We start from the raw sequence: 15,940 nt of genomic DNA, 5'->3' as shown, positions 1-15,940 counted from the left end.
CGGTGCAGAACGGGCAGCTGAAAGGCGGGAGGCGGAAGCCCGCCGCATCCGGTACGATAGGACGGTTGTCTGCCCACGGGCGGGCAACGTGCAACACACCCTCCTGCTTCCGGGAAACGCCCGGGAGCCGTTCTAGTCCGAAGGAGGTGGGTTAGTGACGCACTCGCACCAGTACGAGCTCATGGTGATCCTGAACCCCGAGATGGATGAGCGCCAGGTCGCTCCGAACCTCGACAAGTTCCTCAAGGTCATCACGAACGACGGTGGAACCATCGACAACGTCGACATCTGGGGCCGCCGCCGTCTCGCGTATGAGATCCAGAAGAAGACCGAAGGCATCTACGCGGTCGTGAACTTCACCGCAACGAGCGACGCCACGCAGGAGCTCGACCGTCAGCTGAAGCTGAATGAGTCGATCATGCGCACCAAGGTGCTCCGCGCCGAGGAGGCCATCGCGATGGTCGCCGCCGAGAAGGTCCGCGCCGACGAGAAGGCCGCCCGCAAGGCCGCCCGCCCGGCCAAGGCGAAGCAGGACGCGTAACCCTCATGGCCGGCGAGACGATCATCACCGTCGTGGGAAACCTCACGGCTGATCCCGAACTGCGCTACACGCAGAACGGCCTGCCCGTCGCGAACTTCACCATCGCGTCGACTCCTCGCACGTTCGACCGTCAGGCAAACGAGTGGAAGGACGGCGAAGCGCTGTTCCTCCGCGCGAGCGTCTGGCGCGAGTTCGCCGAGCACGTCGCCGGTTCGATGACGAAGGGCATGCGGGTCATCGCGCAGGGGCGCCTCAAGCAGCGCAGCTACCAGGATCGCGAAGGCAACAACCGCACCGCGATCGAGCTGGAGGTCGACGAGATCGGCCCGTCGCTGCGGTACGCGACCGCTCAGGTCACGCGTTCGTCCGGCGGCGGAGGCGGCAACTACGGCGGAGGCGGCGGACAGTCGCGTCCCGCGCAGGTTGCCGATGAGCCGTGGTCGACGCCCGGATCCTCGAACGGCGGCGCTGACGCCTGGGCCACGCCCGGGTCGTCATACGGCGACGACACCCCGTTCTGACACCCCGGTGATCGGCTTGCGGCCGACACCGACTTGACGAACTGCGGATGCCGCGGCATCCGTTCTCTGAAACCACAAAGGAAACACCATGGCTGGAAAGGCAAGCGGCGACCGCCGCAAGCCGCGGAAGGGCGCGAAGAACGCCGCTCCCGCGAAGTCGATCCGTGTCGGCGTCATCGACTACAAGGACGTCGCCACTCTTCGCAAGTTCATCTCGGAGCGCGGCAAGATCCGTGCCCGTCGTATCACCGGTGTCTCGGTGCAGGAGCAGCGTCTGATCGCCAAGGCGATCAAGAACGCGCGCGAAATGGCGCTCCTGCCTTACGCCGGCGCTGGCCGCTAAGGAGCACCCGATGGCAAAGCTGATTCTCACGAACGAGGTTGCCGGGCTCGGAAGCGCCGGTGACGTCATCGAGGTCAAGAACGGGTACGCCCGCAACTACCTCATCCCCCAGGGCTTCGCTGTGGCCTGGACGCGCGGTGGCGAGAAGCAGGTGGCGTCGATTCGCGCCGCCCGCGAGGCCCGTGCGATCCACGACCACGAAGAGGCCGTGGCGCTGAAGGACTCCCTCGAGGCGAACACGGTCAAGCTGACCGTGAAGGCCGGTGCCGAGGGGCGCCTGTTCGGTTCGGTCAAGCCGGCCGATGTCGCCGACGCGGTCAAGGCTGCGGGTCTCGGTGACCTCGACAAGCGCAAGATCCACATCACCTCGCAGATCAAGGCCGTGGGCGAGCACGAGGCGACCGTTCGCCTGCGTGACGACCTCACCGCTGTGATCACGCTGCAGGTGGTCGCCGCCAAGTAAGGCGCGATACACCGACGATCGGATGCCGTGGGCCCTTCGGGGCTCGCGGCATCCGGCGTTTACGGGGTTGTGCGCCACGATTGCTCATAGGTCACATGTATGATCTAATGAAGCAGGCCGCGATGCGCGGTCGGTCGTCAACGACGTCGGCAAGGAAAGGCTTGGCAATGGCACCACAGCACCGCAGTCATCTCACCCGGATCGGCGCCGTGGGCTTCGTGCTCGCGGGCGTGGTCACACTCTCGGCTTGCGCCGGCGGATCCGGCGAGGTCAACAGTGAATACGGCTTCGCCACCGCGGAGCAGGATCCCGAGAGCGCGATCACCGTCTGGGTGGATGCAGCCCGTGAGCCGCTCGCGCTCGCGTTCGAAGACGCGCATCCCGATGTGCCCATCTCCATCGAGACCTATGACGGAAACGCCGGCGGCACGGGGTCGTTCCAGACCAAGATCGCGCTGTTCGATCAGTCGGGTGAAGGCTGGCCCGATGTCGTCTTCTCGACCCAGACCAACGATGCATCCTGGGCCGCGAAGGAAACCAACGGTGTGCAGGCCTTCGCAGCACCGCTGAATCAGGGCTACTTCGACCAGGCGTTCCTCGACGGTTTCACTGACGGGGCGCTCGATCCGCTCACGATCGATGGGACCGTCTACGGTCTTCGCAATGATCTCGCACCCGTTTCGCTGTGGTACAACGAATCCTTGCTCACGGAGTTCGGCTACGACATCCCCACCACGTGGGAAGAGTACGAAGCGCTCGGCGAGATGCTCGCCGCCGACCACCCTGGCTACATCCTCGGCTCGGTCGGCGACTCGTTCGTCGGGACATACGTCTACTACTGGGGCGCGGAGGCGCCAATCTTCCAGTTGGACGGCGACACCTTCTCGTCGGACTTCGACGCACCGAACTCGGTGGCGATGACCGAGATGCTCGACCGAATGGTCGCCAACGGCACACTCGTTACCGACAGCATCTTCAGCGCGACTTTCGTCGAGAACTACTCCGACAAGATCGTCGCGATGCCGGGTCCGGCCTGGTACGCCGGCGCAATCTTCCAGAATCCCGACAACGTCAACGCAGACCCCGGTGAGTTCGGTGTCGCCGATCCGCTGCACTGGGCCGGCGGAGACAAGGTCACGGGCAACGTCGGTGGTGGCGTCTGGTATGCCTCCAGCCACTCCACGAACCTGGACGCGACGAAGACATTCCTCGAGTTCGTCACCTCGTCTGACAGTGCAGCAGAACTGGCGACGGGTCTCCCGGCCTACGACTTCGCCGCGACACAGTGGCTCGACGCTCAAGCCGAGAGTGGCTTTTTCGTCGGTGACTTCCAGGCCGCGATCGCGACCGCGGCGGGCTCTATCTGGAGCGGATGGGGTTTCCCGAACTTCAGCCCTGAGACGGCCTACGCCGAGGTCGTCGTTCCAGCGCTGAGCGAAGGTACCCCCATCGCCGATGTCACCGGAGAATGGCAGGAAAAGTACCTGAACGAGGCGCAGGTCAACGGGTACACCACCGCACAGTAGGGCATCGTCATCACTACGACAGCTGATCTCACGGCACTTGCCGTCGGCCCCCTCAGCCGGGGCCGGCGGCAGGGGCCGCCTCGTTCCCGGCGTCGACCAGACCGAAGCCAAGCGCGCATCGGCTACATCTTCACCAGTGGCTACACGATCCTGTTGGTCGCGTTCGGCATTCTCCCCGCGCTCTATGCGGTGTTCTTGGCGTTCACAAAAGACGGGGCTTTCGCGGGCTTCGATAATTTCGCGAAGGTCTTCTCGGACTACCGGTTCTGGCCCGCGGTGCAGCATGTCGCGCTGTACCTGGTCGTCTGGCTCGTGTCGCTGACGATTTTCGCCGTCCTACTGGCTCTGCTCGTGCACAGCCTGCGCGTACGGTGGTCGTCGTCCACGGTGCGATTCTTCTACTACATTCCGGGAGCACTGGCAGGCGCATCGAGCGTCATGTTGTGGCTGTTCCTCCTGGATCCGACTGTCAGTCCGGTGGCTGGGCTCCTGCGCGCTTTCGGGTTCGAGACTTTCGTCCAGGCCGTATCGCTGGAGAACCTGCCGATCGTCTTCACGCTGATCGCTTTCTGGGCGGGGGCGGGCGGATGGATCATCATTCTGTACGGCGCCCTCAATAACATCCCGCACGAAGTGATGGAAGCCGCTCGCATCGACGGCGCTGGCCCCATCAAGACTGCGTGGCACATCCAGATCCCGCTCATGCGCAAGTGGATCAGCTACATGTTCATCATGGCGTTGGCCGCCGGCACGCAGCTGTTCGTGGAGCCCCGTGTGTTGTCGCAGGCCTCGAAGGGTGTCGTCCCTCAGGACTACTCGCTGAACCAGTTGGCATACCTGTACGCGTTCAAACAGAACGACTTCAGCGGCTCGGCGGCCATCTCGCTGCTGCTATTGGTCGTCGCCGCCGGCTTGTCGGCGTTGTTCGTGTTCCGAGGAGGACTCTTTGAGCGCGACTGAACTGATCGTTCAGCCTGACCGTCGGCGTCGAAAGCGCCGCGGCTTCAAACTCCACGACCCCCAATCCGAACACCCCTCGCCGGCGGCATGGGTGGGACGCGTCGTCGCCTGGGCGATTATGGGGTTCTTCCTCCTCTTCTTCGTCGTGCCCATGATCTGGCTGATGCTGGCCCCGACCAAGACGCCACGGCAGCTCCTTCTGGACAATCCGTTCAGCTTCGGCGCGTTCGAGACTCTCGCGTCTAACTGGAATCAGTTGATGGCGTTCCAGAACGGAATCGTCTGGGTGTGGCTCGGGAACGCGTCCGTCTATGTGGGCGTGGCTCTGGTGATCACCCTTGTGGTGAGCATCCCCGCCGGATACGCGCTCGCGCTCGTGGAGTTCAAGTATCGGCGCGCCCTGCTGGTCATCACGCTCGTGGTCATGCTGATCCCCAATACTGCGCTGGTGCTTCCGGTCTTTCTCGAGCTGAGCGCGGTTCGGTTGGTGGGGACGCCGTGGTCGGTGATCCTGCCGTTCTCGTTCTTCCCGTTCGGGGTGTACCTCACCTATATCTACTTCTCGACGGCCGTCTCGCGTGACCTGCTCAACGCGGCTCGTATCGACGGTGCCGGGGAGTTCCGGGTCTTCTGGCAGGTCGCGATGCCCCTCGCCACACCGGTCATCGCATTGGTGGGGTTCTTCAACTTGGTGACGAACTGGAACAACTACTTCTTGCCGTTCGTGATGGTGCCCGGACGTAAGTCGCCGATCCAGGTGGGGCTGGCAGAACTGCTGTCGAATGTCCCGCTCTTCAACCCCACGTCGGCGGGGTCGGTGACGATCGACTTGCCGGTGTTGGCGATGGCGACGATCCTGTCCGTCGCGCCCGTGCTGATCATCTTCCTGTTCTCGCAGCGGTTCCTCGTGTCGGGGCTGACCGCCGGGGGCACGAAAGAATAGCCCACCTTGGCTCGCCCAGGGCGAGCGCCGAGGGTGGAACAGCCTCACATCTCACGCGGGGTGGGCAGGGCGTCGAGCTCAAGGCGGGGTAGAAGATCCCGCCGAGATCGCTTCGCCTAGCCGTGCGACGATCCGGCGGAGCACGGGGTCGAGACGCCGATCACTGCTCACCGAGATGGAGCATCATTCGTAATCCGGCGCGACGAGAACGAACATGGGGTCCGCCGGGAGTGAGCCAGTCTCCGTAGCTCTGGTGCGCGGCGATGGCAGCTTCGTCCACTTCGATGCCCGCGCCGGGCTTCGTGCCCAGGACGATGCCCCCGTCCTGGATCTCCTGATCGATCGCGACGCCGACAGGGGTGCCGAGATCCTGGATCTCAGCAGTGAGGTGGTTCGGGATGGCGACGGCGGCGCCGGCGACGGCGTAGTTCGCCGTGAGCCCGACGGGGCTGACCGGGAGATCACGGCTGTGGGCGGCGACCGCGACACGCAGAAAGTGTGTGATCCCCCAGACGGCGCCCGCCTGGACGACGTCGACAGCCTGGGCGTCGAAGAGCGGCCGGAATTGCTCGAGACCGGTGAGGTTCTCACCCGTGGCGACGGCTGCGCGAATGGACGCGCTCAGTCGCGCGTGGCCCGCCGCATCCCACCGCCGCAGGGGCTCTTCAATCCACGCTAGATCCGTCTCTCGCTCGATTCGCGAGATGTACCGCACCGCCTGCTTCAGATTCCACGACTCGTTCGCGTCGAGCATGAGGGTCGGCCGAACGGCGTTGATGTGCAACGCGTCTGCGATGATGCCGAGCCGTTCGAGGTCGGTGGTGGCATCGCGCCCACCCTTCAGCTTCCCGCTCGAGAATCCGCGATCAGCCATCCCCGCGTAGAAATCGTGGAGCTGGTCATTCGTGAGGGCGATGTCGAGCCCCGACGCATAACCAGGAACGAAGCGGTCCTTGGCTCCCAGGAGTCGCCAGAGCGGTTCATCGGCGATCTTGGCCTTGAGGTCCCACAGCGCCATGTCCAGAGCCCCAATGCCACCGAACGTGCTGCCGCCGTGGCCGGACTTGAAGACCCGCGCGAGCATCGCGTCGTAGAGCGCCGATACGGATCGGGGATCCTCGCCCTCGATCGCGGGGAACAGCCGGTCGATGTCGTGGTGTGAGCCCATCCCCACGCCTGCGATGCCTTCATCAGTGTCGAGGATCACGAGAGGGACCTCCGTCACACCGGCCTCGACATAGCCGTTGGCGTCGCCGACGGGTCGACCCCAAACGTGGACGGTCCGCAAGAGGCGGTACCCCGTGATTCTCATATCATCCTTGACTTTCGCACAGTCGGCATAAACAGCATACATCACACGTCTGGTGAATATGAGGTGGGACCTCCGATGTCCGTAGAGAGGCGGGCTAGAGTGTCGATATGAGTACGGGGCGAAGCGCCGGGGCGGTACCGCGGACGCCGATCGATCGCATCGGCGCGGCGGTCCTCCACCAGTTCGTCGAGATGATCGTCACGGGCGAGGTCGGACCCGGTGATATGCTTCCGCCCGAAGCTCAGTTGGCGCAGGAGTTCGGGGTCAGCCGCACCGTCGTCCGCGAGACGATGAAGCGGCTTCAAGAAAAAGGAATGGTCACCGTGGCGCAGGGCCGCGGTACGCATGTCAATCCGATGCTGACGTGGAACCTGTTGGATCCGCTCGTGCTGCAGACTCTCATCGGCCACGACGATACGCTCGGCATCCTCGATGAGCTGAGCGTCGTGCGCGGGGCACTCGAAGCTGCGATGGCCGCCGCGACCGCGGCCCGACGTGACGACGACGGCCTGTCGCGACTGCGCGAGAGCCTGCAGCTGATGCGTGATTCGATGGACGATTCGGCCGCGTTCCGCGAAGCAGACGTGCAGTTTCACGTCGCCGTGATGGAACTCTCGGGTAACACGCTCGCCGAGAGCCTCGCCCGCGTTCTGTTCGAACGCGCGCTGGAGAGCAACCGCTACCACGGCATCGACCCCGAGCGCGCGTTCGAGCTCACGATGCGCGAGCACGAGCTTGTTCTCGCTGCGATCGAAGCTGGCGACACCGAGGCCGCTCGCGCCGCGATGGACCACCACATCCTCGGATCGTGGGAGCGTCGTCGGCTCCCCACGAACAAGCGGGGTTGACCAGGATAGGGCGGCATTGAACGCCCTATCGCCCTGTTGTCGTTCGCAACAGCAGGGCGGTTGGCGTGATCTCCCCGCGCGTCGGCCGAGAATCCCGCGCGTGTCGCCTTGTGCATAACCGACAACCTCATTCACAACCTTCAAGGGCAACTTCAATCACACCTTTGTCCACAGGCTGTGAAAACAGAAAGCCCTGGTCAAGGCAATTTGAGAACGAGGAAATCAAGAACGCTCACGGATCTTTCCACAGGAGTTGTTCACAGGCTTCGCGGCGTTTCGCGCAAACAATCCACATAGTTATCCACAGGCACATTTGCGGGTGTCGGACCCCGTCTCTAGCGTTGGCTCCGGTTGAATCGAGGCGACGCGCGGGGGCGCAGAAAGAGGGGTCGAATGTCGATCGCGGACATCTCCGAAGATCGGCTCGGATCCTCTCGAGAGTCGGAGCGCACGCCTCCTCATGACTTCTTGGCCGAGCAGAGCACGCTCGGCGGAATGCTCTTGTCGAAGGATGCCGTCGCCGACGTCATCGAATCGCTCCGCGGCGCCGACTTCTACATCCCGAAGCACGAAGTGATCTTCGAGGCCGTGCTGTCGCTGTACTCGCACGGCGAGCCCACCGACGTCGTCGCCGTTACCGACGAACTCATCAAGACCGGCGAACTGCAGCGCGCCGGCGGCGCCGACTATCTGCACACGCTCACGTCGATCGTGCCGACCGCGGCGAACGCGGGGTACTACGCGTCGATCGTCTCGGAGCGGGCTTTGTTGCGCCGGCTCGTCGACGCGGGGACGCGCATCGTGCAGATGGGTTATTCGGGCCAGGGCGAGGCGACCGACCTCGTCAACAACGCCCAGGCCGAGATCTATTCGGTGACCGGCACCGAGACCGCCGAGGACTACGTGCCCCTGACGATCGCCGTCGACGCTGCTGTCGACGAGATCGAGGCTGCGCGTGGCCGCGAAGGACAGATGACCGGCATCCCGACCGGCTTCTCGGGACTCGACCAACTCACCAACGGGCTGCACCCGGGTCAGATGATCATCATCGCCGCGCGTCCCGCGATGGGTAAGTCGACGCTGGCGTTGGACTTCGCCCGCGCCGCGGCGATCAAGAACGACATGCCCACGATCTTCTTCTCGCTCGAAATGGGCCGGAGCGAGATCGCCATGCGTCTCATGAGCGCCGAGGGCGCGATCCCGCTGCAGGCGATGCGCAAGGGAACGCTCGACTCGCGCGACTGGACGACGATCGCCGCCACCCGCGGTCGCATCAACGACGCTCCGCTGTACATCGACGATTCGCCGAACATGACGCTCGTCGAGATCCGCGCCAAGTGTCGCCGTCTCAAGCAGCGGGTGGGCCTGAAGATGGTCGTGATCGACTACCTCCAGCTCATGACGTCGGGCAAGCGCGTCGAGTCGCGTCAGCAGGAGGTCTCGGAGTTCTCGCGTGCCCTCAAGCTGCTGGCAAAAGAGCTCGGCGTGCCAGTCATCGCCCTGTCGCAGCTGAACCGTGGCCCCGAGCAGCGCCAGGACAAGAAACCTGCTCTGTCAGACCTGCGTGAGTCGGGCTCGATCGAACAGGACGCCGACATGGTCGTGCTGCTTCACCGCGAGGCGGCCTACGAGAAGGACAGCCCCCGTGCTGGCGAGGCCGACCTCATCGTCGCCAAGCACCGCAACGGCCCGACCGACACCATCACGGTTGCCTTCCAGGGCCACTTCTCCCGGTTCGCCGACATGGCGCCGGGCGACTTTGGGTGATGACTGTAGGGACTTGTTTAGGTTGTCCATTTCGCAGATGAAATGTCCACGGTGTGTCCATCTGGACATTTCTATTGCTGGGCAGCTCTCCCTGGCGTCGAGCTCGCAGAGCCCCTCAATTCTGGCTGTCTAGGCGACTTCGCCATCCCGCGTCTTCGCGCGAAACCGGGGTTGACGCCAACCAGCGTCTGTGCTTCGAGGGTTCATGGGGTGGCAGAGTGCCGGGGGGGCTCAGCGAAGGGGCGCTAGCGCTGCACGTCCCGCGTAGGTGGTCTTCTCTGTCGCTTCGAGTTCGAGCAGTCGGTTCCACTTACTGGTGCGTTCGGATCGCATTGTGGAGCCGACCTTGATCTGTCCGGCGCGCCAACCGACTGCAAGGTCGGCGAGCCAGTGGTCCTCGGTGTCTCCTGAGCGGGCGCTGACGACGGTGGCGTAGGCGGCGCGCTGTGACGTCGCTACGGCATCGGCTGTGCGTGAGACGAGCCCGGCTTGATTGGGTTTGATCAGAACTGAGTTGGCGACTTGTTGAGAGATGCCATGGTCCACGCGGCTGGCGTTGGTGGCGAAGAGATCGTCTCCAAGAAGCTGGATGTTCTGTAGCTCGAGCGATGCGCGTCGCCAGGCGCCCCAGTCGTCGTCGCCGAGGGGATCTTCGATTGAGACGATCGGGTACTGCTGTGCCCATTGGACTAGCCGTTCGATCCACTCGTCACTGGTGAGCGTGGTGTTCTCTGACCGCAGTCTGATCTGGCCGGCGTCGACGAGCTGGGAAGCGGCGATGTCCACAGCGATCGCGACGTCGGTCCCGACGCCTAGTCCGCTGCGTTCGATGCCGCCGGTGACGAGGGCGAGTGCGGCCTCGTTCGAGTCGAGGCGTGCGCTGAGGCCGCCCTCGTCCGCCACGAGAGCCGCCCATCCTCCTTGCTCGGTGAGGAGCTCAGCCGTTGCGCTGCGTACTCGCGACACCCATTCGATGCCCTCGGTAAAGCTGGTCGACCCGACGGGGATGACGAGGATGTCCTGTATGTCGATGGCTCGGCCTGCGTGCGCGCCGCCGGACACGATGTTGACCATCGGCAGGGGGATCAGTGGAACCCCTGTTGGGTCGAGCACCCTCCACAGTGGTTCGCGGTTGGTATCGGCAACCGCTGTCAGCGTCGCAAGGGAGGCTCCGAGGGCGGCGTTCCCGCCGATCCCGGAAAGGGCTGCGTCGGAATCTAGCGCCGCGATGGCGGAGTCGACTGCGACCTGGTCCGCGGCATCCATGCCGATGAGGGTCTCGGCGATGGGGCCCCGAAGCGACGCAACGGCGCGACGTGTGCCGAACCCCGAGTATCGGTCGTCGCGGTCGCGGAGCTCGATTGCCTCGAAGTCGCCCGTGGAGGCGCCCGAGGGTGTAATGACGCGTCCGACCCCGCCGCCCTGCAGGGTAATCCGGCACCCGACAGTAGGTCGGCCACGGGAGTCGAGTGCCTCCCACGCGTCGAGCGCGGTGATGGTGGTGTTCGGCATTGAAGCTCCTGCCTTCTATTGGGGTTAGGGGATCTTCAGCGGTCGGCTGAGATCGTACTCGCCGGCCCGCGTCAGCAGCTCGACGCCGAGCGCTCGTGCGGTGAGTCGTGCTGATGCGTCGAGGTAGCGAACCTGGGAGCGCCCGACGACGCGCGCCAGCACGAGACAGCCAATCTGCTGTGAAAGGTAGGAGGCGTCAACCTGCGTCCCGGTCTGCGAGTACGCATCGAGGAACTTCGCGGCCGCCTCGTCGAACTTCGGCTTGATGTGCTCGTCTGCGCGCACGCGCTTGAGTGCCAGGTGGGTAAGGAAGAACGCGAGATCGAAGGTCGGATCTCCACGGTGCCCGACCTCGTCATCAATGATCCAGAACTGGCGCTCGCTGTGGCCATCGGGGCTGACGAGGATGTTCTTGGGGGAGAAGTCGCCGTGCACGAGGCAGTCCCGTGTTGCGAGAATGCGGGACGCGATTTCGCGGACCTGAGGTGCGTGTTCGGGGATCCGCTCGGCAACCGTGTAGTGGAACGGCTCAACGCGCAGGGCGAGGAATCCTGCAGCCCCATCATCCGGCGGGAGAGTCCAGGTGTGGTTGGTGGTTGACTGGTGGATTGTTCCCAGCGCGGTGCCGAGCGCGGAAGCGAGAGATGCGTCGACCCTGCCGGCGAGGAGCTCAGTCTTCCAGTCGGTCCAGTCGAGTGGTGCGTGCTCCATCGTCAGCGTGAGACTGTCCTCGTCCACGTCCAGAACGACGGGCGAGCGCGTGGGAACGACATCGCCGAGCATGTCGAGGACTCGTGCCTCGTTGAGGATCCGGTCGCGCGGTGCCGTCCAGTCGTCTTCGACCGCAAGCTTCTCCAACGACTGTTTCACAACGAATCGGTGCTCGCCGTCCCACGCGGAGTAGACGGCGCCGCTTACTCCTCCCGTGAGTTGCTGGATGAGCCAAGCCTCATCGGCGGCGGCAGAGAGCCCTCGTCGCCGGAGGTAATCGGGAACAGTGGTCGCAGCAAGCGTCGTCGACATGCGGGTCCAATCAAGATGGTGTCGCAACCATACCCAATCAACACCCGTCTCGTCTAGTTGCGAATGCTTGCGATATCTGTAGTATGGGCGCTACCGGAAGGAACGACGATGTATCTGGAAGAACGACGACGTGTACTGCTCGAGCGGGTGCGACAGCAGGGGCGTGTGGATGTGGCCTCTGAGGCCGCCGAGCTTGGAGTGACCACGGAGACCGTGCGCAAGGATCTTGTGCATCTAGAGCGTCAGGGGTTCGTGACCCGCACTCATGGTGGCGCGATCGCCGTGCAGCGACTTGGGTTCGAGCCGGTCAATGAGGTCCGCGAATCGGTGATGACCGACGAGAAGATCCGCATCGCGAAGGCGGCAGCGACTGAGCTTCCGGCTGAAGGCGCCGTTCTGATCGACTCGGGAACGACAACCGCGCTCCTGCCGCGGTTCATGCCGACTGACATCGCCCTTCGCGTCGTGACCAACTCGCTGCACATCATGAACTCTCTCGCCGCGTTCCCGAACATCACGCTGATGCACCTGGGCGGCGTCTTCCGCCCGGTGAGCCAGAGCACCGTGGGCCTGTGGACCACGGACGCGCTTGCCGAGCTCCGGATCGATCTCGCGTTCATCGGCGCGAATGGATTCAGCGTCGACCACGGTTACACGACGTCCGACCAGACCGAGGCGGAATGCAAGCGAGCAATGGTCAAAGCGTCCCGGCGCAGCATCGCGCTGCTGGACCACTCCAAGATCGGCGCTTCCTACTTCCACCGGTTCGCCACACCGGCGGACATCGACGGAGTCATCACTGACTCCGGGCTGGACGCGGACCTCGTCGACGACCTGCAGCAGGCGGTCGCCCACGTGGTCGTGGCCTGACAGACCCCAACCCGAAACACCACCAACAAGAAGGGCACACCAATGACCCAGTCACACACCGCGAAGTTGCGGCGTTGGCGCACCGGAGCGGCGATCAGCAGCGTTGCGGCTGCCGCTCTGGCCATCAGCGGATGCACAGCAAGCACCACCCCCAACAACGGCGAGGACGGCGTGACCACCATCACGGTGGCAACCGCGGCAGTTCCCCAGTTCGACGACATCCGCGAACTGACGAGCGAGTTCGAGGCGGCAAACCCAGACGTAAAGGTCGAGTACGTCAACCTCCCCGAGGACCAGCTGCGCGATCAGCTCACCCAGGGCGTGGCCACCGGATCGAGCCCGTTCGACGTTGTCAGCATCGGTCCGCTCGAAGTGCCGCTCTGGGCGCAGAACGGCTGGCTGGCGCCGCTGGACACATACCTCGAAGGGGACACGGAGTTCGACGAGGGCGACATCGTTCCCGCCGTTCTCAGCGGCCTGACCCTCGACGATCAGCTGTACGGCGTCCCGATCAGCGCCGAGTCATCCATGCTGATGTATCGCAAGGACCTCTTCGACGCCGCCGGCCTCGAGATGCCGGAGAAGCCCACCTGGGACGACGTCACCCAGCTCGCGGAGCAGATTCAGGATCCGTCGCAGAATCTGGCGGGTATCTGCATGCGCGGAGATGCCTCCTGGGGTGCCGCGATGGCCGCACTGAACCCGATGATCAACGCCTACGGCGGCGTCTGGTATGACGAGGATTGGACGCCGCAGCTGTCGAGCCCTGAGGCGGTCGCCGCCATCGACTCATATCTGAACCTGCAGCGCAACTACGGCGTCCCCGGCGCCTCCAGCAACGGGTTCCCGGAGTGCCTCACCGCCTTCACGCAGGGCAACGCGGCGATGTGGTTCGACGCCACCTCCGCAGGATCGTCCGTGGAGAACCCGGACACCAGCGCAGTCGTCGGGAAGGTCGGCTATGCACCGGCGCCCGTGGAGAGCTGGGATGGCAACGGCTGGTTGTGGTCGTGGAACCTCTCGATCACCTCAACCTCCGAGAAACAGGACGCGGCATGGAAGTACCTGGCGTTCTTCGGATCGAAGGACTACGTGCAGCTCGTGGGGGAGCAGCTCGGCTGGGAGCGGGCTCCGTCCGCCACTCGTGAGTCGACGTACGAGATCCCGGAGTACATGGCTGCAGCTCCGTTCGCTCAGACTTCGCTGGACATGGTTGATCTCGCCGATCCGACCTCTCACCCGAGTCCCGCGCCGTACGACGGAATCCTGTTCCTCCTGTTGCCGTCCTATCAGGACTTCGGCACCCAGGTGGCCAAGGAGGTCTCCGCGGCGATCACCAGCGGTGCCTCTGGAGCTGACGTCGCAGCCGCGGCGGACGCGATTCTCGAGCGATTCGCGGACGACAACCGCGAGTGGGCTGCCGGGGAGTGAGCTATGACGCAGTCCTCAGCTACTGAGGCGCGGAAGCGCCCGGCGCAGGCGAGCACGCCTGCGCCGGGCGCCACCGGAAGGAACAGTGTGAAGAAGCCGTCCTTCTGGGCGCGCACGAAGCTCGCGTTCCCGCTGTACCCCATGATGATCGTCGTGCTGCTGGTCAGCCAGTTGCCTTTCGTCATCACGATCTGGTACAGCCTGAACGACTGGAACCTCGTGACCAGCCGCAGCGGACCCGAATTCGTCGGACTCGAGAACTACGCGACCATCTTCACCGAACCCGAGTTCCTCCAGGCCGCCTGGAACACCATCGTCATGACGGTCGGCGGCGTTCTGGCCTCGTTCGTTCTCGGCCTGATGCTCGCGTTGCTGGTCAACCGTGAATTCCGCGGCCGTGGCATCGTCCGCACGCTGCTCATCATCCCCTTCCTGGTGCTCCCCGCGGCTACAGCGCTGCTGTGGAAGAACACGATGCTCGGCACTACCTACGGCATCGTGAACTGGGCGATCGGCCTCGTCGGGATCCCCGCCGTTGACTGGCTGGGTCAATACCCGATGCTGTCGGTCATCATCATCCTCACCTGGCAGTGGTCGCCATTCTTCATGCTCATCCTCCTCGCCGGATTGCAGAGTGAGGACCCCAGCACTATCGAGGCGGCCAAGGTCGATGGAGCTGGAGCGTTCGCTCGGTTCCGTGAGCTCACCTGGCGGCACCTGCGCCCGTACAGCGAGCTGTCCATCGTCCTCGGGACGATCTACATCATTCAGACGTTCGACATCGTCTATCTCGCGGCGCCCGGATCTGCGACGACGAACATCCCCTACTACCTCTACCAGCGGGCGTTCCGCGGCCTCGAAATCGGCCAGGCCTCCGCGATGGCGGTTGTCGTCCTCATCGCCACGCTCATCATCGCCTCCATCGGGCTGCGTGTGGCATCCAACCTCCTCAAGACAACCGAAGGGCGGGCCTCATGAGCTTCCACACCGTCACAGAGGTCATGACCGTCAAGCCCGCGCGACGCAGGCGTCGAGGCAGCCGCTTCGGCTGGATACTCAGCGCACTGACATGGCTGGTAGCGCTGCTGATCGTGTTCCCCTTCGTATGGATGGTGATCACCGCCGTCAAATCGGAAGTCGATGCGGTCACCTACCCTCCCAAGCTGTTCTTCGAGCCCACCCTGGACCAGTTCCGGATCGCATTCGAGAACAACTTCCTGCCGTTCTTCCAGAACTCCATCACCGCCAGCGTCGTTTCGGTCCTGCTCGTGATCGTGCTCGCACTCCCCGCGGCCTACTCACTCTCGATCCGCCCCATTCGCCGATGGAAGGACGTGCTGTTCTTCCTGCTGTCGACCCGAATGCTCCCGATCGCCGGCGCGATCATTCCCATCTACCTGATCGCCAATCAGCTCGGCCTGCTCGACCAGATTGTGCTGCTGGTCATCATGTACACCGCGATGAACCTGCCCCTGGCCGTGTGGCTCATCCGATCCTTCATGGTCGAGATCCCCAAGGAGGTGCTGGAAGCCGCACGAGTAGACGGGGCGAACTTCTACCAGGAGCTCTACCGGGTCGTGCTGCCGATGGTCGCACCAGGACTGGCCGCGACCGCCCTGTTGTGCTTCATCTTCTCCTGGAACGAGTTCTTCCTCGCCCGCAGCCTCACCTCGGTGCAGGCGCAGACCGTTCCGCTGTACCTGGTGGGCTTCATCAGCACGCAGGGCCTGTTCCTCGCGAAGCTGTCCGCCGCATCCCTCCTCGCTACCCTCCCAGTCGTTCTCGCAGGCCTGCTTGCACAGAAGCAGCTCGTCCGGGGGCTCTCGCTGGGTGCCATCAAATAGACCTCCCACACGGGAATCGAAAGGAAACCCCACACT

Annotated in this window: 16 protein-coding genes; 13 read left to right on the top strand and 3 right to left on the bottom strand. The window is 64.1% G+C overall.

From position 1 onward, the window contains the following. Positions 1–181 precede the first annotated feature (181 nt). The 7 genes from rpsF to ACFQZV_RS02425 all read left to right on the top strand — a co-directional run bounded on the left by rpsF (position 182) and on the right by ACFQZV_RS02425 (position 5,297). Positions 182–541, top strand: coding sequence for a 30S ribosomal protein S6 (gene rpsF / locus ACFQZV_RS02455; RefSeq protein ID WP_378753022.1), 360 nt, complete (start codon positions 182–184; stop codon positions 539–541). Between the two features lie 5 nt (positions 542–546). Continuing rightward, entirely contained in the window at positions 547–1,062 is a 516-nt protein-coding gene (locus tag ACFQZV_RS02450) for a single-stranded DNA-binding protein (RefSeq protein ID WP_378752947.1), read from the top strand. 88 nt (positions 1,063–1,150) lie between these two features. Then, positions 1,151–1,405: a 30S ribosomal protein S18 gene (gene rpsR, locus ACFQZV_RS02445; RefSeq protein WP_378752945.1), complete on the top strand. Its 255-nt coding sequence runs from the start codon at positions 1,151–1,153 to the stop codon at positions 1,403–1,405. Between the two features lie 10 nt (positions 1,406–1,415). Beyond that, the gene (gene rplI, locus ACFQZV_RS02440; protein ID WP_378752943.1) at positions 1,416–1,868 is read left to right on the top strand and encodes a 50S ribosomal protein L9; all 453 of its coding nucleotides are present in this window, start codon (positions 1,416–1,418) and stop codon (positions 1,866–1,868) included. Between the two features lie 167 nt (positions 1,869–2,035). Then, positions 2,036–3,394 (top strand): ABC transporter substrate-binding protein, encoded by a 1,359-nt coding sequence (locus tag ACFQZV_RS02435; protein WP_378752941.1) that lies wholly within the window; start codon positions 2,036–2,038, stop codon positions 3,392–3,394. A 153-nt stretch (positions 3,395–3,547) separates the two neighbouring features. Continuing rightward, positions 3,548–4,354, top strand: coding sequence for a carbohydrate ABC transporter permease (locus tag ACFQZV_RS02430; RefSeq protein WP_378752939.1), 807 nt, complete (start codon positions 3,548–3,550; stop codon positions 4,352–4,354). Further along, on the top strand, positions 4,341–5,297 hold the full coding sequence (locus ACFQZV_RS02425) for a carbohydrate ABC transporter permease (protein WP_378752937.1): 957 nt from the start codon (positions 4,341–4,343) through the stop codon (positions 5,295–5,297). Before ACFQZV_RS02430 ends, ACFQZV_RS02425 begins: the two co-directional genes overlap by 14 nt. Positions 5,298–5,457: 160 nt before the next feature. Here ACFQZV_RS02425 and ACFQZV_RS02420 read toward each other — a convergent pair whose 3' ends face one another. Continuing rightward, entirely contained in the window at positions 5,458–6,609 is a 1,152-nt protein-coding gene (locus ACFQZV_RS02420; protein WP_378752935.1) for a mandelate racemase/muconate lactonizing enzyme family protein, read from the bottom strand. A gap of 107 nt (positions 6,610–6,716) precedes the next feature. Between ACFQZV_RS02420 and ACFQZV_RS02415 the strand changes: the two genes are divergently transcribed. Continuing rightward, positions 6,717–7,457, top strand: a complete 741-nt coding sequence (locus tag ACFQZV_RS02415) for a FadR/GntR family transcriptional regulator (protein ID WP_378752933.1) — start codon at positions 6,717–6,719, stop codon at positions 7,455–7,457. A gap of 393 nt (positions 7,458–7,850) precedes the next feature. After that, positions 7,851–9,224 (top strand): replicative DNA helicase, encoded by a 1,374-nt coding sequence (dnaB, locus tag ACFQZV_RS02410; protein WP_378752931.1) that lies wholly within the window; start codon positions 7,851–7,853, stop codon positions 9,222–9,224. Between the two features lie 231 nt (positions 9,225–9,455). Here the strand turns inward: dnaB and eno are convergent, their stop codons facing one another. Continuing rightward, positions 9,456–10,736: a phosphopyruvate hydratase gene (eno, locus tag ACFQZV_RS02405; protein WP_378752929.1), complete on the bottom strand. Its 1,281-nt coding sequence runs from the start codon at positions 10,734–10,736 to the stop codon at positions 9,456–9,458. Between the two features lie 24 nt (positions 10,737–10,760). Continuing rightward, a complete protein-coding gene (locus tag ACFQZV_RS02400) occupies positions 10,761–11,759 on the bottom strand; it encodes a phosphotransferase family protein (RefSeq protein WP_378752927.1) in 999 nt (332 codons plus the stop codon). 108 nt (positions 11,760–11,867) lie between these two features. Between ACFQZV_RS02400 and ACFQZV_RS02395 the strand changes: the two genes are divergently transcribed. The 4 genes from ACFQZV_RS02395 to ACFQZV_RS02380 all read left to right on the top strand — a co-directional run bounded on the left by ACFQZV_RS02395 (position 11,868) and on the right by ACFQZV_RS02380 (position 15,904). Further along, the gene (locus tag ACFQZV_RS02395) at positions 11,868–12,629 is read left to right on the top strand and encodes a DeoR/GlpR family DNA-binding transcription regulator (RefSeq protein WP_378752925.1); all 762 of its coding nucleotides are present in this window, start codon (positions 11,868–11,870) and stop codon (positions 12,627–12,629) included. 42 nt (positions 12,630–12,671) lie between these two features. Beyond that, entirely contained in the window at positions 12,672–14,060 is a 1,389-nt protein-coding gene (locus ACFQZV_RS02390) for an ABC transporter substrate-binding protein (RefSeq protein ID WP_378752923.1), read from the top strand. An 87-nt stretch (positions 14,061–14,147) separates the two neighbouring features. After that, entirely contained in the window at positions 14,148–15,038 is an 891-nt protein-coding gene (locus tag ACFQZV_RS02385; RefSeq protein ID WP_378752921.1) for a carbohydrate ABC transporter permease, read from the top strand. Next, a complete protein-coding gene (locus ACFQZV_RS02380) occupies positions 15,035–15,904 on the top strand; it encodes a carbohydrate ABC transporter permease (RefSeq protein ID WP_378752919.1) in 870 nt (289 codons plus the stop codon). The genes ACFQZV_RS02385 and ACFQZV_RS02380 overlap by 4 nt, the downstream gene beginning before the upstream one ends. Positions 15,905–15,940: the final 36 nt, after the last annotated feature.

This window comes from Microbacterium koreense, from assembly GCF_042677105.1.
Taxonomy (GTDB): Bacteria; Actinomycetota; Actinomycetes; order Actinomycetales; family Microbacteriaceae; genus Microbacterium; species Microbacterium koreense.
This window is presented reverse-complemented; position numbering and strand designations above follow the sequence as displayed.

What these genes read in the sequence shown, in the direction of transcription:
- rpsF (WP_378753022.1), top strand. Translation starts at nt 182, where the DNA reads ATGGTGATCCTGAACCCCGAGATGGATGAGCGCCAGGTCGCTCCGAAC.
- ACFQZV_RS02450 (WP_378752947.1), top strand. Translation starts at nt 547, where the DNA reads ATGGCCGGCGAGACGATCATCACCGTCGTGGGAAACCTCACGGCTGAT.
- rpsR (WP_378752945.1), top strand. Translation starts at nt 1,151, where the DNA reads ATGGCTGGAAAGGCAAGCGGCGACCGCCGCAAGCCGCGGAAGGGCGCG.
- rplI (WP_378752943.1), top strand. Translation starts at nt 1,416, where the DNA reads ATGGCAAAGCTGATTCTCACGAACGAGGTTGCCGGGCTCGGAAGCGCC.
- ACFQZV_RS02435 (WP_378752941.1), top strand. Translation starts at nt 2,036, where the DNA reads ATGGCACCACAGCACCGCAGTCATCTCACCCGGATCGGCGCCGTGGGC.
- ACFQZV_RS02420 (WP_378752935.1), bottom strand. Translation starts at nt 6,609, where the DNA reads ATGAGAATCACGGGGTACCGCCTCTTGCGGACCGTCCACGTTTGGGGT.
- ACFQZV_RS02415 (WP_378752933.1), top strand. Translation starts at nt 6,717, where the DNA reads ATGAGTACGGGGCGAAGCGCCGGGGCGGTACCGCGGACGCCGATCGAT.
- dnaB (WP_378752931.1), top strand. Translation starts at nt 7,851, where the DNA reads ATGTCGATCGCGGACATCTCCGAAGATCGGCTCGGATCCTCTCGAGAG.
- eno (WP_378752929.1), bottom strand. Translation starts at nt 10,736, where the DNA reads ATGCCGAACACCACCATCACCGCGCTCGACGCGTGGGAGGCACTCGAC.
- ACFQZV_RS02400 (WP_378752927.1), bottom strand. Translation starts at nt 11,759, where the DNA reads ATGTCGACGACGCTTGCTGCGACCACTGTTCCCGATTACCTCCGGCGA.
- ACFQZV_RS02395 (WP_378752925.1), top strand. Translation starts at nt 11,868, where the DNA reads ATGTATCTGGAAGAACGACGACGTGTACTGCTCGAGCGGGTGCGACAG.
- ACFQZV_RS02390 (WP_378752923.1), top strand. Translation starts at nt 12,672, where the DNA reads ATGACCCAGTCACACACCGCGAAGTTGCGGCGTTGGCGCACCGGAGCG.
- ACFQZV_RS02380 (WP_378752919.1), top strand. Translation starts at nt 15,035, where the DNA reads ATGAGCTTCCACACCGTCACAGAGGTCATGACCGTCAAGCCCGCGCGA.